Here is a 20,274-nt window from a genome sequence, read left to right as displayed (position 1 = left end):
GGAGCCGCGATGCGTGTCGCTCTGTTCCTGACCTGTGTCAACGACACGCTCTATCCGGACACCGGGCGCGCCGTGGTGAAGCTGCTGACCAGGCTCGGTGTCGAGGTCGACTTCCCGATGGCCCAGACCTGCTGCGGGCAGGCGCACTACAACACCGGCTACCGCCATGGCGCGGAGCCACTGGCCCGGCATTTCTCCGATGTCTTCGGGGGGTACGAGGCGATCGTCACCCCGTCCGGGTCGTGCGGGGCGATGGTGCGGGAACTGTACCCGCGGATGGGCGAGCGGGCGCGGGCGGAAGGGCGCGGGGACACCCTCGCGGCCACCCTCGCGCTCGTCGTGCCGAAGACCTACGAGCTGACGGAGTTCCTGGTGGATGTGCTGGGGGTGACGGACGTCGGGGCGTACTACCCGCACAAGGTGACCTACCACCCGGCCTGTCACGGCCTGCGCGGACTCGGTCTCGCCGACAAGCCCCAGCGGTTGCTCCAGGCGGTCAAGGGACTGGAGCTGGTCGAGCTGCCGGGCGCCGACGAGTGCTGCGGCTTCGGCGGCACCTTCGCCGTGAAGAACTCCGATGTCTCGGCGGCGATGGGAGCCGACAAGGTGCGCAACGCCGAGTCGACGGGCGCGGAGGTGCTGTGCTCGGCCGACAACTCCTGTCTGATGCACATCGGCGGGACCCTGGCCCGGCTCAGGACCGGGATGCGGCCCGTCCACATCGCCGAGATCCTGGCGAGCACGGAGGAGGAACCGGCCGTATGAGCGGGACGTTCGTAGGCATGCCGGCCTTTCCGAAGGCCGCGCACGAGGCCGTGCACAACCAGACCCTGCGCGGCAATCTGCGCCACGCCACGCACACCATCCGCGGCAAGCGGGCGAGGGCCGCGGCCGAACTCGACGACTGGGCACAGCTGCGGGACGCGGGCGCGCGGATCAAGGACCACACGCTCCGTCACCTCGACCGCTACCTCGTGCAGTTGGAGGAGTCGGTCACCGCGGCGGGCGGCACCGTCCACTGGGCCACCGACGCCGACGAGGCCAACCGGATCGTCGCTGAGCTGGTGAAGGCGACCGGGGAGTCGGAGGTAGTCAAGGTCAAGTCGATGGCCACCCAGGAGATCGGGCTCAACGAGGCCCTGGAGGCGGAGGGCATCCGCGCCTACGAGACCGATCTCGCCGAGCTGATCGTGCAGTTGGGAAGGGACAGGCCCTCGCACATCCTGGTCCCGGCGATCCATCGCAACCGCGGCGAGATCCGGGACATCTTCGCCCGCGAGATGAGTGAGTGGGGCCGCCCCGCCCCCGACGGCCTCACCGACACCCCCGCCGAACTCGCCGAAGCCGCACGCCTGCACCTGCGCGAGAAGTTCCTGCGCGCCAAAGTCGGCATCTCCGGCGCCAACTTCATGGTCGCCGACACCGGCACCCTCGTCGTCGTGGAGTCCGAGGGCAACGGCCGCATGTGCCTGACCCTGCCGGAGACGCTGATCTCGGTCGTCGGCATCGAGAAGATCGTGCCGACCTGGCAGGACCTGGAGGTGTTCCTGCAGACCCTCCCCCGCTCCTCCACCGCCGAGCGCATGAACCCGTACACGAGCACATGGACGGGCACCACGGACGAGGACGGGCCGCAGAACTTCCACCTCGTCCTCCTCGACAACGGCCGCACCGACACCCTCGCCGACGAGGTCGGCCGCCAGGCCCTGCGCTGCATCCGCTGCTCCGCGTGCCTCAACGTCTGCCCGGTGTACGAGCGGGCGGGCGGCCATGCGTACGGCTCGGTCTACCCGGGCCCGATCGGCGCCATCCTCAGCCCCCAACTGAGGGGCACGGCAAGCGAGATCGACGCCTCCCTGCCGTACGCCTCCTCTCTGTGCGGCGCCTGTTACGAGGTGTGCCCGGTCGCCATCGACATCCCCGAGGTGCTGGTGCATCTGCGGGAGCGGGTCGTGCAGGGCGGGCAGGTCATACAGCGCGGCAACAAGGTCGTGCTGCAGCCGGCGAAGGGGCACGCCGCCGAACGCGCGGCCATCCGGGCGGCGGGCTGGGCCTTCGCCCGCCCGGCGGTCCTGCGCACCGGCCAACGACTCGCGTCGCGGACCCGGCGCCTGCATCCGCGCAGTCTGCCCGGTCCCGGCAAGGCGTGGAGCGACACCCGGGACCTGCCCGCGGTGCCGCCCGAGCCGTTCCGGGACTGGTGGAAGCGGACGCAGGGTGGAAAGGACGGCGCCAAGTGAGCAGCAGGGAACGCATTTTGGGCCGGGTACGGCGCGCGCTGGCCGACGTGCAGGGCGAGGACGCCCCGATCGAACGCGCCTATCTGAGGGAGCACGGGGAGCGCAGCATCGAGCAGACCGTGGATCTGCTCGCCGAGAACCTCGCGGACTATCGGGCGGTCGTGCACCGGTGCGCAGACGGGGAGTTGGCGGATCTGATCGCCGGGCTGCTTGCCGCGCGGGGCGCAAGGACGGTGCTCGTGCCGTCGGGCCTGCAGGCGCGCTGGCTCGCCAGGGCCGACGCGGAACAGGTCCAGGACCGGGCCGGGAGCACCCCGCACGAACTCGACCGCGTCGACAGCGTCGTCACCGCCTGCGCCCTCGCCATCGCCGAGACCGGCACCCTCGTCCTCGACGGCAGCCCCGACCAGGGCCGCCGTCGGATCACCCTCGTGCCCGACCACCACATCTGTGTCGTACGAGTGCCGGAGCAGGTCGTCTCCTCCGTGCCGCAAGCGCTCGAACTCCTCGACCCGACCCGGCCGTTGACCTGGATCTCCGGTCCTTCGGCGACCAGTGACATCGAGCTGGACCGGGTCGAGGGGGTGCACGGTCCGCGCACCCTGGAGGTGGTGCTGGTGAGCGGTCAGGCGAGCGCGGACATGAGCGCGTAGCGGCCGGAGGGCAGGCGGTACGAGGCGACGCCGTCGGTGAAGCCGGCGTACTCGACGCCCTCCGCGCGCGACAGGGGTGTCCGGCCCTCGCGGACGGTCTCGGGGTCGGCGGTGGGCAGGCGCAGGGTCGCGGTGCTCCGCGGTACGGCCGGTGGCGCGGGCCATGTCGGCCATGAGGCGGGCGCTGTAGCCGTAGTAGACGTCGCAGATGAGCTGGGTGCTGGTCGCCTGGAAGGCCAGCCAGTCGCCGAAGATCGCGCCCTGTCCGGCGTAGGTGTCGCCGGTGCGCTCACGGATCCAGTCCAGGTACGCCTTCATCGCCGGCCAGCTGCGGTCGATGACCGTGGTGTCGCCGGACATCTGCCACACCGTCCAGGGGACGACGACACCGCAGTCGGCCCAACCGCTGGCGGGGATGGGCTGGTTGTAGCGGGCGCCGGGGGCGATCCAGGTGAACTGGGCCTTGTCCTGGCCGTAGGTGCGTTGCGAGTCGATCAGCATGTCCTGGAAGTGGCTGAGGAAGTTGACCGCGTCGGCGTTGAGCAGGCCTGTCTTGGAGAAGAGTTGGGTGTCGCCGGTCCCGTTTGTGCTGTCGACTGCGTCGGTCATGCCGTTGTCCCTTCGGCTCGCTCGGAGTTGTATCGATTCAGCTCGGTCGGCGGTGGAAGCCAGTGGCAGATGCGAAACGTGTCCACCCGTTGAGCAGCGAAATATGTGGCAGATTCACACAGAACCGATCGGCTTCCATCGGCCGGATTGAAACCGCTCAAAAACGGAGTCCGCAATTCGCCAACGCTGGAGGGCCGGCCTCGGGCAGGGCGGTTGGCGTGCGGACATGATCCGGTTCGAGCAGGTCAGCAAGCGGCATCCGGACGGGACGACGGCCGTGGACGGACTCAGCTTCGAGGTGAACGAGGGTGAGCTCGTGACCCTCGCGGGCCCGTCCGGCTGCGGCAAGACGACGACCATGATGATGGTCAACCGCCTGATCGAGCCGGCCTCCGGGCAGATCCACGTCAACGGCGAGGACGTCATGACGGTCGACCCGGTGCGGCTGCGCCGCCGGATCGGGTACGTCATCCAGCAGGTCGGGCTCTTCCCGCACCGCACGATCCTCGACAACACGGCGACCGTGCCGACACTGGTCGGCTGGAAGCGGGCCAAGGCGCGGGCCCGGGCGGCGGAGCTGACTCCGGCGAAACTGCACGAGGCCCTGCGCCGCTCGGTGGACGCGGACGCGCTCGGTGTGCCGCGGTACCAGGTGCGGTTCGACTCCGTGGCGGACGCGTGACCGTCAGGCGCCCTTCGGCTTACGCGTCGACTCGCGCCCCAGGATGCCGAACGCCCACCGCTCGTTGAAGCCGGCGACAAAGCCTATGGCGCACCAGAACCCCCAGAACTCCGTGCCCTTGGCAGCCGATCCGGGGCTCCCGGCGGACGGGCAGATCTCGGCCGCGGTGGCCGGTACCTCGAAGACGGGCACGATACCGCCGCTGAGCAGGAAGTACACCGCGAGCGCGAGGATCCACCCGACGAACACCCGGTACACGCCCTCGTGGCGCATGCTGCGGGCCATCTGACCGGGCACGATCAGTCCGTCCCGGGCACTGTTCTGACGCTTCGTCAACTGCTCGGCGCTGCCCCGCAGCCGGACCAGCACACTGAGCACCGCCCCGAACGCGCCGACCCCGCCGCACACGAACGCGCCCAGTAAATGCCAGCGGTTGGTGCAGTTGAGGGTCACACCGAGCGCCTGGAGCAGTCCGACGCCCCACAGCAGCGGTACGAGGAGCAGCACCAGGCTGGCGGCGGAGCCCAGCGTCAGACCGACGTTGAGGCCGCGGCTGACGGCGGTCGCACTGTCCTGCGCGAGCCGTCCCCGCAGATCGGCTATCTCCTCGTCGAGGTACTCGACCAGGTGGTCGCTCGGCTTGGCGTCCTCCAGCCGCGGATCCCTCAGCGCGTTGCCGAGGACACGCTGCACGGTGACGCGCGCCGCGACTCGGGTGTTGCGCTCGAACGCGCGCTGCGAGGCGCCGTACAAGAGCTGTAGTTGTAGCTGCTGTTCGGGGTACAGGTCCCCGAACTTCACGTAGGCCGGGCCGAGTCCGGCCGGCACGATGTGGGTCAGTCCCTCGGGACGCAGATCGGTGTCCGCCCCCTCGACCGACTCGCGTAGTCCCTGCCACCACGTGTGGCGGCGTCCCCCGTCGACCGTCATGAGGTACCTGTACCCCCGCGCGGGACGGCCGGGAAGACGGCGCGCCGCACCAGTACCGTGACGGTTGTCACGGGCGCGTCACTTCAGCAGGCCCTTGTCCTGGAGACAGGCCCGGGCCACATCGGTCGCCAACCGCCCCCAGCACGTACGGGACGGACGACAGCGCGGTTGCCACGCTGCGGGATGCCGCTCCCCAGACCCTGCCGTGACCCTTCACCGCGTGAGGGGCCCCTCGGGCTCCGGCAGGACGACGCTGCTGCACTGCGCGGCGGGTCTGGACCGGCCGGACAGCGGGATCGTGCGGGTGGACGGCACCGAGCTGACCGGCGGTGACGAGACGGCGCTGACGAAGTTCCGGCGCGGGCGGATCGGGTTTGTGTTCCAGCAGGACAACGTGCTGCGCCCGGCCAGGTGCTGGGTGTGATGGGTGCCGAGGGGCTGATCCTGACGCTGCCCGGTGTGGTGTTCGGGGCGGTGGCGGCGCCGGCGGGAATCGTTCCGTTCACCGTGGTGCGCACCGACCAGGTGCTGCCGGGTGAGGTGTCCGGCATCGGCGCCAGGAGGTCGCCGTCACGGCGGCGACGCTGGGCACGAGCCTGGTGACGGCACGACGGGTGCTGCGGACTCCGGCGGTGGCGGCGGTCGCGGTGGCGTGACGGAAAGGGAGCAGCGGGGGGCGGTCGCTTCGGCGGCCGTCCGCTCACCGCATTCCGGCCGCGTCCATCAGTGCGGTGACCGTGGCGGTCGTCAGCCCGTCCAGCGTCTCGATCCGGGCGCCGGCGCGGGCACTCGCCCCGTCGAAGACCAGCATCAGCTGGCGGGCAAGCAGCTCAGGATCCCGTGCGCCACCCTCCTCGGCCCGGTCGCGGAGGGAGGCCTGAAGGCGCTCCTTGACCGTACGGGCGACGGTGCTCGCCGGGTGCTCGGGGTCCTTCAGCTCGACCAGGGCGGCCAGGAAGGGGCAGCCGCGGTAGTCGGGCAGCGTGGACGCCTCCTCCAGATGCCCGAACAGGTGCAGGATCCACTCGCGGGGTGGGGCAGCGTCCTGCGGGTCGCCCACCAGCCGGGCCTCGTACGCCGGGATCCGCCGCTCCAGGCTCGCCGCCAGGACCTCGTCCTTGCTCGTGAAGAGCTGGTACATCGAGCGCTTGGAGACACCGGCCGTCCGGCACAGCGCCTCCACTCCGATGGAGACGCCTTCCCGGTAGAAGAGCTCGCCGGCCGCGTCGAGGAGCCGGTCCTTGGTGGACGCCTTGTCTGTGGCCATACGGCGAGGTTACCGCGCGTCGGAGCCCTCGAAAACCGATCGGTATCCAGCTGGCTTTCCACGTGACACAAGCTCTGAACAAGCGCTTAGATAGGAGCAGCATCTGACCTGGAGGCCCCGTTGTTCACATCCGTCGACGACGTCGCCACGCGACTGGCCGAGACCGGCTACCTCGCCTCGCCCGCGGTCGCCACGACCGTCTTCCTCGCCGACCGGCTCGGCAAGCCACTGCTGGTGGAGGGCCCCGCCGGCGTCGGCAAGACGGAGCTCGCCAAGGCCGTCGCCGAGGTCGCAGGGGCCCGGCTCGTGCGCCTGCAGTGCTACGAGGGCGTCGACGAGTCCCGCGCGCTGTACGAGTGGAACCACGCCAAGCAGCTACTGCGCATCAGCGCGGGCCGCGACGAGACGTGGGACGAGGCGCGCACGGACATCTTCAGCGAGGAGTTCCTGCTCCCGCGCCCGCTGCTCACGGCGATCCGCGGCGACGACCCGAAGGTGCTGCTGATCGACGAGACGGACAAGGCGGACGTCGAGGTGGAGGGCCTGCTGCTGGAGGTGCTCAGCGACTTCCAGGTGACGGTCCCCGAGCTCGGCACCGTCACGGCCACCCGCCGCCCCTTCGTCGTCCTCACCTCCAACGCCAGCCGCGAACTGTCCGAGGCGCTGCGCCGTCGCTGTCTCTTCCTCCACATCGGCTTCCCCGACGAGGAGTTGGAGCGGAAAATCGTCCGGCTGAAGGTGCCGGGCCTCGACGAGGCACTGGCCCGTTCGGTCGTCCGGGTGGTGGGCGCGCTGCGCGCCATGGACCTGCGCAAGCTGCCGTCGGTGGCCGAGACCATCGACTGGGCGCGCACCCTGCTCGCGCTCGGCGCCGACACCCTGGACGAGACCGTCGTACGGGACAGTCTCGGCGTACTCCTCAAGCACCAGGACGATGTCCTGAAGGCCGCGGCCAAGCTCGACCTGGACGCCCTGTGACGACGCCCGCGGGGGTCGCCGAGCGGCTGACGTCGCTCGTCGCGGCGCTGCGGGCACACGGCATCCGGATCGGCACCGGCGAGACCGTGGACGCGGCGCAGGCCATGGCGGCGCTCGGGCTGACGGACCGGGAGCGACTGCGCGAGGGCCTGGCGGCGACGCTGTTGCACGGTACGGCCCAACGGCCGGTGTTCGACCCGGTCTTCGACCTGCACTTCCCGCGCGGTGTCGGCGCGCCGGAGCGCGAGGCGGCGGGGCGGGACGACCTGCGCGGCCGGCTGGCGGCGGCGCTCGCCGCGAACGACCAGGCGATGATGGGCCAGTTGGCCACGGAAGCGGTCGACGGCTTCGGCGGATACGGCTCCTCCCCCGCGTCGGACGGCTGGTCGTCGTACCAGGCACTCGACCGCATCCGCCCACAGACCCTGCTCGCCCGGGTCCGCGACGACATCCGTGCGCGGGGCGGGAGGCCGGGGTTCACCGACCGGCTGCTGGAGGACGAGATCCGCCTGCGCATCGAGGCCTTCCGGGCGCTGGTGACCGCGGAGGCGCGGCGCCGGGTGGCGGAGCGGCGCGGCCGGGACGAGATCGCCCGGCGTGCGGTGGCGCCGAGCGCCGACCGCGTGGACTTCCTGTTCGCGGGCAAGGCCCAACTGGCCGGACTGCGCAGGGCGGTTCAGCCGCTCGCGCGTAAGCTCGCGACCCGGCTGGCGGCCCGTCGGCGCCGGGCCGCGCGCGGCTCGATCGATCTACGGCGGACCCTGCGCGGTTCGCTGTCGACGGGTGGCGTGCCGATGAAGCCGGTGCTGCGCAGGCGGCGGCCGGCCCGGCCGGAACTGGTGCTGCTGTGCGACGTCTCGGGCTCGGTGTCCGGGTTCTCGGACTTCACGATGCTGCTGGTGCAGGCGCTGCACGACCAGTTCAGCAAGGTGCGGGTGTTCGCCTTCGTCAACCGCGTCGACGAGGTGACCGGCCTCCTGGTGCACGGCAGGGGCGACCCGGAGGGGCTCGGCGCCCGCATCCGGACGGAGGCCACGCTCACGGGCTGGCACGGCAGCAGCGACTACGGCATGGCGCTGGGCGAGTTCGCCGAGCGGTTCGGCGACGCGGTCGGCCCGCGCACCACGGTGTTCGTGCTCGGCGACGCGCGCACCAACATGAGCGACCCGAACCTCGCGGCCGTCCGGCAGATCGCCGAACGGGCGCGCCGCTTCTACTGGTTGAACCCCGAGCAGACCGCGAGCTGGGGCACGGGCGACTCGGCCGCGCCCGCCTACGCCGCGCTGGTCGAGATGCACGAGTGCCGCAACGCCCGCCAGCTCAGCGATCTCGTGTCCCGGCTGCTGCCGGTGTGATCAGGCCGCGAGCTGCGGGTAGAGCGCCGAGACGTCCGCGGACAGAGCGGCCTTGACCTGCCGGGAGATGTCGTCGGCCAGCACCTCGTAGGCGCCGGCCTCGATGCCGTCGAGGGCCTGCGCCGCCACACTCCCGGGCGTGGACTTCGGTGCGTCGATGTTCGCCGTCAGGTCGGTGTCGACGTAGCCGACGTGGAGGCCGGTGACCTCGATGCCGCGCGGCTTGAGGTCCAGGCGCAGGGAGTTGGTCTGCGACCACAGGGCGGCCTTGGAGGCGCTGTAGGAGCCGGCGAGCCCGATCCAGGACAGCACGGAGTGGACGTTGAGGATGTGGCCGCCGCCGTTGTGCTCGATGACCGGAACGAAGGCACGGGTGACCAGGAGCGGCCCGTAGAAGTTGGTCTCGAACTCACGTCGGACGTCCTCGACGGACGAGTCCAGGAAGTTGGCGTTCACGCTGGCGCCCGCGTTGTTGATCAGCAGAGTGACGTCCTGCGCCTGCTCTGCGGCGGCCGCGGCGGACGCCGGGTCGCCGACCTCCAGGGCCAGGGGTACGGCCTCGGGGTGGGTGACGCTGCGCGGGTCGCGGGCGGTGGCGTACACCTTCTTCGCGCCCCGCTCGTACAGGGCGGCGACCAGTGCCCGGCCGATCCCGCGGCTGCCGCCGGTGACCAGGGCGACGGAACCTTCGATGGTGGTCATGGGGACTCTCCCGACTCGCGCATGGCGATCTCACACGGCGAAAACCGATCGGTTTCCCTTCCTGGTTGCCAGCGTAAACCGATCGGTTTCCTCAGGGCAAGCGGGGGTCACCCCCAGGGGAAGAATCAGGGTTCGCCCCTGATGCCCGGCCCTGGCCGGATCCGTAGTCTCGAAGGTGGCGAAGGGGGAGGCCATGAAGGCAGTCGTGCAGGACCGGTACGGCTCGGCGGACGTGCTGGAGTTCAGTGACATCGAGCGGCCGGTGGCGGGGCCCGGTGAGGTGCTGGTGCGGGTGCACGCGGCGTCGGTCAACGCCTACGACTGGCATTTCATGCACGGCGACCCGAAGCTGGCGCGCGGGATGATGGGGTGGCGCGGGCCCAAGGCGCGGGTCAGGGGCCGGGACTTCGCGGGGCGGGTGGAGGCGGTGGGCAGCGGGGTCACGGATCTCGCACCCGGTGACGAGGTGTTCGGCGAGGCCGACGGCGCCTTCGCGGAGTATGTGTGCGCACCGGGCGACTCCGTGGGCCCGAAGCCGTCCAACCTCACCTTCGAGCAGGCCGCGGCGATACCCCTCGCGGGGAACACTGCCCTGATCGGCGTGCGGGACGTGGCCGCGGTGCGGCCGGGGCAGACCCTGCTGATCAACGGCGCCTCGGGCGGCGTCGGCACCTTCGCCGTGCAGCTCGGCAAGGCGTACGGCGCGGAGGTGACCGCGGTGTGCAGCGCGCGCAACGCGGACATGGTCCGCTCGCTCGGCGCGGACCATGTCATCGACTACGCGCAAAAGGACTTCACCCGCGCGGGCCGGCGCTACGACGTGGTGCTGGACCTGGTCGGCAACCACTCACTGACGGCGTTCCGGCGCGCGCTCACCCCGTCCGGCGCACTGGTGCTGTCGGGTGGCGGGGTGTACGAGGGCGGCAGCCTGCTGGGGCCCATGGGGCTGTTCTTCAAACGGCGTCTGATGGCGCCCTTCACGCGTCAACGGCTGCTCGAACTCCCCGCTCACCAGAGCAAGAAGAACCTGGCGGCCCTGAAGGAGCTGGCCGAGTCCGGGCGCATGGCGCCGGTCGTCGAGCGGACGTATCCCCTCAGCGAAGCGGCCGAGGCCATTCGGTACCTGGAGGTGGAGCACGCGCGCGCGAAGGTCGTCATCACGGTCTGAGCGTCGCTATTCCTTGGCCTTGGCGTACTCCGTCGCCATGACGCCCGCGAAGTCGTACAGGACGACCTGTTCGTCGCCCACGACCCAGGCGTCGTGTCCCGGCGGGATCACGAAGACGTCGCCCGGGCCGACTTCGACCTCGCCGCCGTCCTTCATCGTGACGTGCATCCGGCCCTGGACGACATAGCCGTTGTGGTGGACCTCGCAGCTCTCGGTCCCCGCGATCGGGGCCACGGACTCCGACCAGCGCCAGCCGGGCTCGAACGTGCCTACGGCGAAGTCGAGTCCGGTCAGGTGTACGGCTTCCAGGTGCCCTCTGGGGAAATCGCGCCTCTCGTCCGGCTTGTCGAGCGTCTTCACTTCGATCATCACGGCTCTCCCTTCCGGCCGCGCTCGGTACGGCCGGGGCCGGTCTCCGTCTCCCGACCGCCGGCGAGCGGCCCCGGCGGGGGCCGGACCCCACCCCTCCATCGTCCGCCCGTCCAGTCGGCGCCGCCATACGGGCGGCACCGGCCCCCGGCCGGTGTCAGCCGGCGCCTTCGCAGAGCCGGGCGAACCGCTCGGCGTCGACGTTGCCGCCGGAGACGATCACTCCGACCCGGCGCGGCAGCGCACCCGCCCGGCCGGAGAGAAGAGCCGCCAGTGGAGTGGCGCCGCTCGGCTCGACGGCGATCTTCAGGCGCTCGAAGGCGAACCGCATCGCCTCCCGGATCTCGTCGTCGCTGACCAGCGCGATGGCGTCGACGATCCGTCGGTTGACGGAGAAGGTGAGTTCACCGGGCGTGTGCAGGGCCTGGCCGTCGGCGATGGTCTTGGGCACCGGGATCTCGATGCGCCGCCCGGCTTCGAGGGACTGCTTGGTGTCGTCCCCGGCCTCGGGCTCGACACCGATCAGTCGCAGACCCGGGTACAGCCCCTTGGCGACGGTGCCGCTCCCGGCGATGAGCCCGCCGCCGCCGACCGGAGTCAGAAGCGCGTCCAACTCGCCGACTTCTTCGAGGAGTTCGAGCGCGGCCGTGCCCTGCCCCGCCATGACGTGGGGGTGTTCATAGGGCGGGATGACGGTCAGGCCCCGCTCGGCGGCCAGGGCCTCGGCGATGGCGACACGGTCGCCGGTGTAGCGGTCGTAGCTGACGATCTCGGCGCCGTAGCCCTCGGTCGCCCGCCGCTTGGAGGGCGGGGCGTCCTCGGGCATGACGATCACGGCGGTGGTGCCGAGTTCCCGGGCGGCGAGGGCGACGGCTTGGGCGTGGTTGCCGGAGGAGTATGCGGCGATGCCCCGGGCGAGTTGCTCCGGAGTCAGCCGGGAAGCGGCGTTGTAGGCGCCGCGGAACTTGAAGGCGCCCACGCGCTGGAAGTTCTCGCACTTGAGGAAGACCTCGGCGCCGACGAAGGCGTCGAGGGTGCGGGAGCGCAGGACCGGCGTGCGGTGGGCAACGCCCTTGAGGCGTACGGCCGCGCTGCGGACGTCGTCGAGGGTGAGGGGCGGGGTGCTGGTCACGCTGGTCCTCCATCGGGGTCGGAAGCCGGGCCGGTTGTGGCGCGTGCCTGGGCGAGGTAGCTGTAGGCGGAGGCGCGGGAGATGCCGAGCCGGGCGGCGACCTGCTCGACCGCGCGCCGCACGGCGAACACGCCCCGCCCGTCCAGACCGCGGAACAGCTCAAGACGCTGGTCGCGGTCGAGCTCCGCCCAGCCGCGGTTCTGCCGGAGCTGGTGGGCGTCGAGGATGGCGTCGACGACGGAGTCGATGTCGTTGCCGAAGGCGGTGACCGGCGCTTCTGCGCTGTCGCGGCCGATGCCGGCGAGGGCGCCGAGCAGGGCGTGGGCCTCGTTGACGGCGGTGACGTCCAGGTTGACGCAGAGGGCGCCGAAGACCTCGCCGGTGGAGTCCCGCAGCACCATGGTGGACGCCTTGACCAGCTTCCCGGTCCGGGTCCGGGTGACATAGTTGAGATCGTCGTCCGCCTCGGCGCCGCGGGCGACGATCCGCATGCCGATCTCGCTCATCACACCGCCGACGGACCGCCCCGTCACCGAGCCGGCGACCGCGACCACGGACTCCTCCGGCCGGCGGTAGTCATGCAGGACCACCTCGCACAGCGGCCCGAACGTCGCCACGAGGCCGTCCACGACGGGCGTCAGCGCCGCGATGATCGCGTCGCGCTCGGAATCCAGGGCCTGTCCGGCCGCCATCGCTCACTCCTGTCCGTGCCCGGTCACAGGGCTCGACGGCCTCCCCGTCGAGCCCCGTCCAGACTACACGTCCAGAGACTGTACAAGCAGTCCAAGCAATGTCAGTCGCGGACCGACCCCGGCGCACCCCCCAGCAGCAGCGGCCAGACGCTGGGCATCTCGCCCACCGGCACCTCGATCACCGAGGGCCCCGGCTCGCCGAGAGCCTCCTTCAGCGCGCCGGCGAGAGCGCAGGGCGCGTCGGCCAGATCGGGCCGCCGGCGGCCCGGGCGCGGCCGAGGGCGTCGAGGACATGGTCGAGCTGGACGCCCGGCACGCCGAAGACATGGCGTACGCCCTCCTGTTCGAGCTGCCGGACGAGCAGTTCCGCGCCGGTGCAGGTCACGTCAGCACCGCCTGCGACGGCTCGCGGGGCTCATCGGCCCCGCGTGCCGGTGGAGCTGGTGGTGCGCCGTAGCACTGCGCGGTGCCCCAGGGGGCGCGCGCAATGACACCGTGAACCCTGCATGCGCCCCCTGCCCGGCGGGGAGAATGCGATACGCGTGTGAACGAGACCCATCGGGAAAGCAGGCCGCTCCGTGTTGTTGCATCTGCCCACGTCCGTGTCGGAGGTCCAACAGCACATAGCCGAGGGGGCGCTGCCGATCGGCGGGGCGACGCTCGTGTGGGCGACCTTCCAGCGCGACGGCTTCCCGGACCGGGCCATGTCGCTGCGCCACCTGTCGGAGGCGAACGTCCTCGGACCCGAGACCCTGGGCTCGGCCGTGGTGCTGCAACGGATCGACGACCGGGTGCCGGAGGTGCTGCGCCGGGCGGCCGGCACCATCGGCACGGGCGCCGTACGCCGCGCCGCCACGGTCGGCGGCAACATCGTGGGCAGCACGCTGCGTTGCCTGCTCCCCGCCGCCCTCGTCCTGGACGCCCGCGCGACGGTCCTCGACGCGGCCGGCGTCTACGACACCGACCTGACGGAGCTCCTGGCGAAGGGCCCGGTCCTGCTCAGCATCAACTGGCGCACCCCGCTGGTCAGCGGCTACCACAAGCAGGACAGCGACCCCGGCGGCCCCCCGCCCTTCGTGGTCGCCACCGCCGTACACACCGAACCGAACGGCACGAAGCGGCTACGACTGGCAGTCCGCGACGGCTACGAGTTCCTGACCGCGACGGCGCCGTACGACACGGATGTCGAGGCGGTCCTGCACGCCGTGGAGAGCACGGACATCGGGGGGCTTCCCGCGGACGCGCGCGATGTGATCGGACGCCAGATCACGGACGTGCTGTCCCGCGGCGACAGCGGCTAGGCCATTCCGGTCAGTCGTCGGTTCGCCCCAGTGCCTCCAGAAGGGCGGCACGCTGCGATTCCGCCTCTCGCATGGCGGGCTCCGTGTCGGGGAGCTCTCGGTAGCGGGTGATGGCCTCGTCCGTGGCCGCGAGGGCGTCCTCGTGGCGGCCGACTGCCGCCAGGTCATGGCCGAGATCGAGAAGGCTGCCGGCAAGTTCCGGCTCCTGGGCGGCACCTTCGGTTGCCACGAGCCGCCGCAGGAGGTCCACGACTTCAAGGGTGGCAGTGAGTGCCTTGTCGTGGCGATCGAGCGACGTGAAGTAGTAGCTGAGGTTCCTCAGCGAGCCGACGAGAGCGGCTGCCTGCGCATCCACGTCGGCGCCCGTCGGCTGCCTGCGAACGCTGACAGCCTCCTCGGTCACGGCAATGGCTTCCTCATGGCGCCCCACACGCGACAAGTAGTGGCCGACATTGGTGAGTGCGGTGGCGAGGGCGCCCCGGCGCGCCACGGGACCGGCATCCGCCAGCTTCCGGTACAGGACAAGAGCCTCTTCGCTGGCGGCGAGAGCCTCCTCGGCACGATCCTGTTCCGCCAGGCAGTGGCTGAACGTGTCAAGTGCGTCGGCGAGGTCGAGCTCGTACTTGACGGGTTCGGATGCGGCCAGACCCCGGCAGAGAAGGACAGCCTCCTCTGCAGCTGTCAGAGCTTCCCCGGAGCGTCCCAGTGCCGAGAGGTCGTTGGTGAGATTTCCCAGTACGCGGGCCACATGGGCCTGGTGCACGGAGGGGTCGGCCACCGCCAGAGCCCGGTAATGGCCGAGGGCCTCTTCCGTGGCGGCCAGGGCCTCCTCATTCCGTCCTTGGAGCGTAAGGACGGAACTGAGGTTGACGAGTGTGCGAGCGAGGTGCGCCAGCTGTCCGGCAGGCTTGACCGCCACGTGCCGTCGACGGATCTCCAGCGCCTGCGCCATGGCGCCCAGGGCCTCCTCGTGACGGCCGACCGCCGACAGGTCCTGGCCGAGGTTGGACAGCGCCAAGGCGAGGGAGGGTTCATGGGTGACCGGCTCGGCCCCCGCCAGCCGTCGGTAGAGGCCAATAGACTCTTCGGTCACCGTCAGAGCCTTCTGATGGTGACCCAGCTCCGTCAACGCGCAGCTCTGGTTGGTGAGGGAGGCAGCGAAATCGGGTGTATGCGCGGCAGGGTTGGCCTCCACCAGTGACCGATAGAGACTCACAGCCTCGTCGATGGCGGCCAGCGCCTCCTCATGGCGCTCCATGTCCGAAAGGTCCTGGCTGAAGTTGGTCAGCGCACGAGCCAGGACGGGAGCGTGGGCGAGGGGAGTGTCCTGCATCAGCCAGCGGCTGAGGGCGACGGCACTCTCACCGGCCGTGAGGGCCTCCTCTCGGCGCCCCAGTTCCGACAGGCACTTGCCGAGGTTGTTGAGGGACAGGGCGAGAGGCATCCGGTGCACGGCAGGGTTGAACTCGGCCAGGCCCTGGTGGAGCGCCACGGCTTCTTCCGTGGCCGTCAGGGCCTGGGCATGGTGCCCCAGTTCCAGCAAGTGCCTGCCCAGGTTGGTGAGGGTGACGGCGAGAAGCGGCTGATAGGCGGCGGGATTGGCCTCCGCCAGAGGCCGATAGAGGCGCACCGCCTCCTCGACTGCGGCCAGAGCCCCTTGAGAAGGACCCGACGCAGAAAGACAGTGGCCGAGGTTGCCGAGCGCACGGGCCAGGTCGGCGGAGTGGGCAGCGGCGTTGGTTTCGGCCAGACGACGGTAGAGACCGACAGCTTCTTCCGTTGCGGCCAGAGCCTCTTGGGCGCGGCCCAGATCCGACAGCGCCTTGCCGAGATTGGTGAGGGCGAGCGCGAGGTCGGGTTCATGGGCTGCCGGATTGGCGTCCGACAGCCGTCGGTAGACCACGAGTGCCTCTTCCGCGGCCGCGAGGGCTTCCTCATGGCGCCCCAGATCCGACAGGCCCTTGCCGAGGTTGGTGAGTGCGCGCGCGAGGCTCAGTTCCTGCGCGCCGCCGGTCCCGGTGAGCGTCCGGTAGAAGGCGACGCCTTCCTCGATGAGCGGCAGGGCCTCCTTGTGACGGCCCAGGGCCGACAGGTGCCCGCCGCAGTCGGCGAGCGCACCGGCCAGGTACCTCAGGTACGTGTCAGGTTCGACTTCCGCGAGCACCCGGAAGTGCTGGACGGCCTCCTCACACGCGGCCAGGGCTTCCCGGGGCCGACCGACCGCCGACAGGTGAAGCCCCAGACCGGACAGGGAGTTGGCCAGGCCAGGACGGTAACCGGGATCTGCCCTGACAAGGTGGCGCCAGGCAGGCAGAGCGTCCTGGGCGGCGACAAGGGCCTCGATCCTCAGCCCGGCATTGTGGAGGCGCCGGGCGAGGCTGTCGCGTACCCGACCGTGCTGCACCGGATCCTGAGTCGCGCCCAGACGATGATGCGCCAGCCTGTACACGACCGTCGCGATGCCGACGTCGAGGTCCGTGTGGCGTTCCGCGGGCAGACACGGCTCGATCGCTTCCAGGACGGCGGGATCGACGCCGTCGAGGTTGGCGAGCGCCGCCAGTGCCGCGCCGCCGGCGTGCAGGGCCAGCTCAGGATGCTTCTTGAGCAGAGGGTAGAGCTCACCGGTGGCGATGTGCGGCCAACGGCGGGCGGTCTCGATCAGTACGATCAGGGCCTCGCGCGTCCAGGGCGCCGGCGCTCCAGGTGCGGTGAGCAGACGTTCGGCGGCGTGCTGGGCCCAGTCGTCGGTGACCGCGTCCGGTACGGGATGGTCCCCGGCAGGGATGGTCAGCCCGAGGAAGTCCTCGCCCAGGCGGTCGGGGTAGAGCGGTTCGAGAACGCTGTCGGGGCGGGCCGGCGGGTAGCAGTACTGATGGTCGTCCAGGAGGACGTTGGCCGTTTCGGTGGAGTCGGCAAGTCCCGCCTGGCGCAGTGCGGTCCAGCCGTGCGGGCGGGCCAGGGCACGGGTGAGGGTGGCGGTCAGGACGGTCCGGCCCATGGCGCTCGGAGTGCTGTTCAGGGGGTTGGACATGCGCTCGTGCAGGGCCGTCCAGTGAGCCCTTTCACGCTTGAGGAGGTACGCGGAGGCCCGGGCGGGATCACTGGGAGGCTGGTCACCGCGCATCCGTGCGTCGACGGCGGCCAGGGCGGCCATGTGAACGGTCAGGACCTGCGCGTAGTCGTCGTCGGTGTCCAGGTCGGGCGGCGGACTGATCGACGTGGCTTGGCCGTGGGGCAGGCCGAGGTGTTCGGCAAAGCGGTCGCGGGCCTGCTCGAAGAGCTGGCCGCGCGCCTGCGCAGTGGTGGCCAGCGGCGGCAGCGGGCGGGCGTCCGAGGGAGCGTCCAGTGCGTCGTCGAGCCACGTGGCCAGACTCTCCCACCAGGCCCCCGCCGGCCGGGCGAGCATCAGCACGCGCACCGGGAAGCCGCCCCGGTACAGAAGGGGCTCGCGCAGCAGCCTGCGCAGGTCCGGTACCGGCCACCGCTCGGCGTAGTCCACCACCAGAAGCACCCCACGGGTGGTGGCCTGGGGTGCCGTGGTGTCGAGGGGGTCCGCGCCGGCCTCGTTGACGGACGCCTGCCACACCGACCACTGTGCCCAACGGCTGAGTTCGGCGAAGTGTGCCGCCAGACGCGTCTTGCCCTGCCCGCCGGGACCGTGTATCAGACTGACGGCCAGGCGTTCCTCCGCGTCGTCGCGCCACTGTGTCAGCCCGTCCAGCTCCGGGCGCCGCCCGGAGAAGGCCACCACCTGGTGCCCCGCTCGCAGGAGCCGGGACGGCTGCTCGGCGAGGTCGCGGTGTCTGATCCGGCGAGGCGTCGAGGGGAAGTCCTCGATCCGGTACGCGCGCTGCCACTGGTAGACGAACTGGTTGTACTGGACGTTGCGCTGACCGCTCTGGAAGGGAGCGGGGCCGTGGAAGACATTTCCGGCCACTCCGGCGCCGTCGGACGGCGTCGGCGCGGAGGCGGTCATGTCAGCGGGCCGAAGCGATTGTCCTGCTTGTTCTGGTCACCGGCTTGGAACGCGGTGTTCCCCTGGAAGGTGTTGCCGTGCACCCCCTCTCCAGCGCCTGACTTGCGGCCGGCCTCTTCCAGCAGGGCCCGCAGGTCCTCCGCGGCTCGCTCACGCTCACTGTCGGCCAGGCTCTCCAACAAGGTCTCGATACGAGCCTGCCAACCAGCCTCCTGACGTGCCCTCACCTGCGCCGCCTCGCCGCCCTCGACGGCCAGCAGGTCTGCGGCACTGCGATCCAGCCGTTCCAGCTCCCTGCTCTCCGACTCGGCGTTCCCGCGTCCGAACCACCGTGCCAGCCGGGCCCGTAACCCCTCCCACGCGTCGGTTCCCGCCGCCTGAACCACTGCGGTTCCGCCCGCCGCGGCCAATGCCACCAAGGTCTCCGCGAGCATCGTGCCCCCTTGCCATGCCCGTTCCGCACCGATTCGCCTGACCGTAGCGACTCGCCACCCTCTGCAACATGCCGCAGGCAAGCAAATACGTTCAGTGACATGCGGCTCATACCGTCCCCGCCGTACGGGCCCCGGTCTGCGGCCCGGTTCACCTCTGTCCTCCACACGCGCCAAGCTAGCGCGAGATCAGACCAGTTGACAGTCCGCTTGCTCGTTTCTGCTCGCAACTCCTTCTTTTCAAGCACCTATTGACACACGGCGCTCCCGTGGACAAAGTCATGCGGCAGCAAGAGCAGCCGGCCGCCACGCATTAGGGAGCGATCCGCGCCATGCATGAAACCCCTGCTGTCTCACGCCGTACCGTCATGGGCGGTGCCCTGGCCTCCGGTGCCGTGGTCGCCGGACTCGGCACCAGGGCCTCCGCCGCCCCCGACGCCCCGACCGCCGAGGGCCCACCGTCCCGGCGTCCGGGCCAGAAATCGATGATCGGTGTGCCGTTCGGTGAGTATCCGACGGTCCGCGTCGGCATGATCGGGCTCGGGAACCGGGGCCACGGCATGTCCTCGGGCTGGGGCGCCGTCCCGGGATGCACCGTGACCGCCGTGTGCGACATCCGCGCCGACCGGGCCAGACGCACCGCCGACCGGCTCGTCGCCGAGGGCCGCCCCCGCCCGGCCGAGTACGGCGGCTCCGCCGACGCCTACGCGCGCATGCTGCGCCGCGACGACATCGAGCTCGTGTACATCGCCACCCCTTGGGAGTTCCACTACGAACAGGGCCGCGCCGCCCTGCTCGCCGGCAAGCACGTCCTCGTCGAACTCCCCATCGCCACCGAGCTGGACGAGCTGTGGGACCTGGTCGACACCAGCGAGCGCACCCGCCGGCATCTGATCCTGTCCGAGAACTGCTCCTACGGCCGCAACGAGCTGGCGATGCTGAAGATGGCCCACGACGGCCTGTTCGGCGAGGTCACCAACGGTCACGGCGGCTATCTGCACGATCTGAGAGCCCTGCTCTTCTCGGACACGTACTACACCGACTCCTGGCGGAGGTTGTGGCACACCCGCAGCACCGCGTCCTTCTACCCCATGCACGGCCTGGCCCCGATCGCGGCGGCGATGGACATCAACCGCGGCGACCGGATGACGATGCTGCGCGCCACGGCCACCGAGCCCCGTGGCCTCGCCGACTACCGCGAGCGCTTCATCCCCAGGTCCCACCCGAGCTGGAAGGAGACATACATCAACGGTGACCTCGTCACCTGTCTGATCGACACCGCGCAGGGCCGGGTGATCCGCGCCGAGCACGAGGTCAGCTCGCCGCGCCCGTACAGCCGTATCAACTCACTCGCCGGCAGCCGCGGCATCTTCGAGGACTACGCGGGGGTGACGTCCGCGGGCGGCGGCCGCATCTATGTCGAACCGGACCACAGCGACCACACCTGGCGGGCCTTCGACGCCTACCGCAAGGAGTTCGACCACTGGCTGTGGCTGAAGATCGGCGACGACGCGGAGAACAACGGCGGTCACGGCGGCATGGACTACGTCCTGCAGTGGCGTACGGTCCAGCAGATGCGCGCCGGTCTCGTCCCCGACATGGACGTCTACGACAGCGCGGTCTGGTGCTCCCCCATCCCGCTGAGCGTCAAGTCCCTCGCGGCGGGCGGCCGTCCGGTCCAGGTTCCGGACTTCACCCGAGGCTCCTGGGTCAACCGGCGCACGGGCCTCGACTCCCGCCCGAGCGAGATGCCTCCGGTCGTCTGACCGGCGGCTATTCTTCGGCCAGA

Annotated in this window: 17 protein-coding genes and 4 pseudogenes; 11 read left to right on the top strand and 10 right to left on the bottom strand. The window is 70.7% G+C overall.

Going from position 1 to position 20,274, the window contains the following annotated elements:
- Positions 1–9: 9 nt before the first annotated feature.
- The 3 genes from RMT89_RS06990 to RMT89_RS06980 are packed head-to-tail and all read left to right on the top strand — an operon-like array spanning position 10 to position 2,893.
- On the top strand, positions 10–765 hold the full coding sequence (locus RMT89_RS06990; protein ID WP_315883040.1) for a (Fe-S)-binding protein: 756 nt from the start codon (positions 10–12) through the stop codon (positions 763–765).
- Positions 762–2,240, top strand: coding sequence for a LutB/LldF family L-lactate oxidation iron-sulfur protein (locus RMT89_RS06985; protein ID WP_315883039.1), 1,479 nt, complete (start codon positions 762–764; stop codon positions 2,238–2,240). Before RMT89_RS06990 ends, RMT89_RS06985 begins: the two co-directional genes overlap by 4 nt.
- Positions 2,237–2,893, top strand: coding sequence for an LUD domain-containing protein (locus RMT89_RS06980; protein WP_315883038.1), 657 nt, complete (start codon positions 2,237–2,239; stop codon positions 2,891–2,893). Before RMT89_RS06985 ends, RMT89_RS06980 begins: the two co-directional genes overlap by 4 nt.
- Before the next feature lie 135 nt (positions 2,894–3,028).
- Here RMT89_RS06980 and RMT89_RS06975 read toward each other — a convergent pair.
- Positions 3,029–3,472: pseudogene (locus RMT89_RS06975) on the bottom strand (alpha-L-rhamnosidase); the annotation flags it as partial.
- Between the two features lie 256 nt (positions 3,473–3,728).
- Here RMT89_RS06975 and RMT89_RS06970 point away from each other — a divergent pair.
- Positions 3,729–4,082 (top strand): annotated as a pseudogene (locus RMT89_RS06970) (ATP-binding cassette domain-containing protein); the annotation flags it as partial.
- 105 nt (positions 4,083–4,187) lie between these two features.
- On the opposite strand, the gene RMT89_RS06965 reads toward RMT89_RS06970, so the two are convergent.
- The gene (locus tag RMT89_RS06965) at positions 4,188–5,114 is read right to left on the bottom strand and encodes a hypothetical protein (RefSeq protein WP_315883037.1); all 927 of its coding nucleotides are present in this window, start codon (positions 5,112–5,114) and stop codon (positions 4,188–4,190) included.
- A 176-nt stretch (positions 5,115–5,290) separates the two neighbouring features.
- Here RMT89_RS06965 and RMT89_RS06960 point away from each other — a divergent pair.
- Together RMT89_RS06960 and RMT89_RS06955 are read left to right on the top strand one after the other, a co-directional pair.
- Positions 5,291–5,514: pseudogene (locus tag RMT89_RS06960) on the top strand (ATP-binding cassette domain-containing protein); the annotation flags it as partial.
- Positions 5,511–5,770 (top strand): annotated as a pseudogene (locus tag RMT89_RS06955) (ABC transporter permease); the annotation flags it as partial. The pseudogenes RMT89_RS06960 and RMT89_RS06955, both read left to right, overlap by 4 nt.
- A gap of 44 nt (positions 5,771–5,814) precedes the next feature.
- Here the strand turns inward: RMT89_RS06955 and RMT89_RS06950 are convergent.
- Complete coding sequence (locus RMT89_RS06950) at positions 5,815–6,381, bottom strand: TetR/AcrR family transcriptional regulator (RefSeq protein ID WP_315883036.1); 567 nt, start codon at positions 6,379–6,381, stop codon at positions 5,815–5,817.
- A 120-nt stretch (positions 6,382–6,501) separates the two neighbouring features.
- Here RMT89_RS06950 and RMT89_RS06945 point away from each other — a divergent pair, with 120 nt between their 5' ends.
- Positions 6,502–7,359 (top strand): MoxR family ATPase, encoded by an 858-nt coding sequence (locus RMT89_RS06945; RefSeq protein WP_315883035.1) that lies wholly within the window; start codon positions 6,502–6,504, stop codon positions 7,357–7,359.
- Positions 7,356–8,714 (top strand): VWA domain-containing protein, encoded by a 1,359-nt coding sequence (locus RMT89_RS06940; protein WP_315883034.1) that lies wholly within the window; start codon positions 7,356–7,358, stop codon positions 8,712–8,714. The genes RMT89_RS06945 and RMT89_RS06940 overlap by 4 nt, the downstream gene beginning before the upstream one ends.
- Here the strand turns inward: RMT89_RS06940 and RMT89_RS06935 are convergent, their stop codons facing one another.
- On the bottom strand, positions 8,715–9,416 hold the full coding sequence (locus RMT89_RS06935; protein WP_315883033.1) for an SDR family oxidoreductase: 702 nt from the start codon (positions 9,414–9,416) through the stop codon (positions 8,715–8,717).
- A 193-nt stretch (positions 9,417–9,609) separates the two neighbouring features.
- On the opposite strand from RMT89_RS06935, the gene RMT89_RS06930 reads away from it, so the two are divergent.
- Entirely contained in the window at positions 9,610–10,584 is a 975-nt protein-coding gene (locus RMT89_RS06930) for an NAD(P)-dependent alcohol dehydrogenase (protein WP_315883032.1), read from the top strand.
- A gap of 6 nt (positions 10,585–10,590) precedes the next feature.
- Here the strand turns inward: RMT89_RS06930 and RMT89_RS06925 are convergent, their stop codons facing one another.
- The 4 genes from RMT89_RS06925 to RMT89_RS06910 form a co-directional block, all read right to left on the bottom strand.
- Positions 10,591–10,953, bottom strand: a complete 363-nt coding sequence (locus RMT89_RS06925) for a cupin domain-containing protein (RefSeq protein WP_315883031.1) — start codon at positions 10,951–10,953, stop codon at positions 10,591–10,593.
- 157 nt (positions 10,954–11,110) lie between these two features.
- A complete protein-coding gene (locus tag RMT89_RS06920) occupies positions 11,111–12,085 on the bottom strand; it encodes a pyridoxal-phosphate dependent enzyme (protein ID WP_315883030.1) in 975 nt (324 codons plus the stop codon).
- Entirely contained in the window at positions 12,082–12,777 is a 696-nt protein-coding gene (locus RMT89_RS06915) for a PAS domain-containing protein (RefSeq protein WP_315883029.1), read from the bottom strand. Before RMT89_RS06915 ends, RMT89_RS06920 begins: the two co-directional genes overlap by 4 nt.
- A gap of 211 nt (positions 12,778–12,988) precedes the next feature.
- Entirely contained in the window at positions 12,989–13,162 is a 174-nt protein-coding gene (locus tag RMT89_RS06910; RefSeq protein WP_315883028.1) for a thiamine pyrophosphate-binding protein, read from the bottom strand.
- Positions 13,163–13,355: 193 nt separating this feature from the next.
- Here RMT89_RS06910 and RMT89_RS06905 point away from each other — a divergent pair, with 193 nt between their 5' ends.
- Positions 13,356–14,078, top strand: coding sequence for an FAD binding domain-containing protein (locus tag RMT89_RS06905; RefSeq protein WP_315883027.1), 723 nt, complete (start codon positions 13,356–13,358; stop codon positions 14,076–14,078).
- 10 nt (positions 14,079–14,088) lie between these two features.
- Here RMT89_RS06905 and RMT89_RS06900 read toward each other — a convergent pair whose 3' ends face one another.
- Together RMT89_RS06900 and RMT89_RS06895 are read right to left on the bottom strand one after the other, a co-directional pair.
- The gene (locus RMT89_RS06900; protein ID WP_315883026.1) at positions 14,089–18,054 is read right to left on the bottom strand and encodes a tetratricopeptide repeat protein; all 3,966 of its coding nucleotides are present in this window, start codon (positions 18,052–18,054) and stop codon (positions 14,089–14,091) included.
- Positions 18,051–18,488: a hypothetical protein gene (locus RMT89_RS06895; RefSeq protein ID WP_315883025.1), complete on the bottom strand. Its 438-nt coding sequence runs from the start codon at positions 18,486–18,488 to the stop codon at positions 18,051–18,053. Before RMT89_RS06895 ends, RMT89_RS06900 begins: the two co-directional genes overlap by 4 nt.
- 329 nt (positions 18,489–18,817) lie before the next feature.
- Between RMT89_RS06895 and RMT89_RS06890 the strand changes: the two genes are divergently transcribed.
- Positions 18,818–20,251 carry a Gfo/Idh/MocA family oxidoreductase gene (locus RMT89_RS06890; RefSeq protein ID WP_315883024.1) on the top strand — a complete coding sequence of 478 codons (1,434 nt, stop codon included), beginning with the start codon at positions 18,818–18,820 and terminating at the stop codon, positions 20,249–20,251.
- Positions 20,252–20,274: the final 23 nt, after the last annotated feature.

This window comes from Streptomyces sp. P17 (genome assembly GCF_032436805.1).
Lineage (GTDB): Bacteria > Actinomycetota > Actinomycetes > Streptomycetales > Streptomycetaceae > Streptomyces.
This window is presented reverse-complemented; position numbering and strand designations above follow the sequence as displayed.

Bases quoted from the DNA above. Each gene is read 5' to 3' on its own strand.
- RMT89_RS06990 (WP_315883040.1), top strand. From the start codon at position 10: ATGCGTGTCGCTCTGTTCCTGACCTGTGTCAACGACACGCTCTATCCG.
- RMT89_RS06985 (WP_315883039.1), top strand. From the start codon at position 762: ATGAGCGGGACGTTCGTAGGCATGCCGGCCTTTCCGAAGGCCGCGCAC.
- RMT89_RS06965 (WP_315883037.1), bottom strand. From the start codon at position 5,114: ATGACGGTCGACGGGGGACGCCGCCACACGTGGTGGCAGGGACTACGC.
- RMT89_RS06950 (WP_315883036.1), bottom strand. From the start codon at position 6,381: ATGGCCACAGACAAGGCGTCCACCAAGGACCGGCTCCTCGACGCGGCC.
- RMT89_RS06935 (WP_315883033.1), bottom strand. From the start codon at position 9,416: ATGACCACCATCGAAGGTTCCGTCGCCCTGGTCACCGGCGGCAGCCGC.
- RMT89_RS06930 (WP_315883032.1), top strand. From the start codon at position 9,610: ATGAAGGCAGTCGTGCAGGACCGGTACGGCTCGGCGGACGTGCTGGAG.
- RMT89_RS06925 (WP_315883031.1), bottom strand. From the start codon at position 10,953: ATGATCGAAGTGAAGACGCTCGACAAGCCGGACGAGAGGCGCGATTTC.
- RMT89_RS06915 (WP_315883029.1), bottom strand. From the start codon at position 12,777: ATGGCGGCCGGACAGGCCCTGGATTCCGAGCGCGACGCGATCATCGCG.
- RMT89_RS06900 (WP_315883026.1), bottom strand. From the start codon at position 18,054: ATGACCGCCTCCGCGCCGACGCCGTCCGACGGCGCCGGAGTGGCCGGA.
- RMT89_RS06895 (WP_315883025.1), bottom strand. From the start codon at position 18,488: ATGCTCGCGGAGACCTTGGTGGCATTGGCCGCGGCGGGCGGAACCGCA.
- RMT89_RS06890 (WP_315883024.1), top strand. From the start codon at position 18,818: ATGCATGAAACCCCTGCTGTCTCACGCCGTACCGTCATGGGCGGTGCC.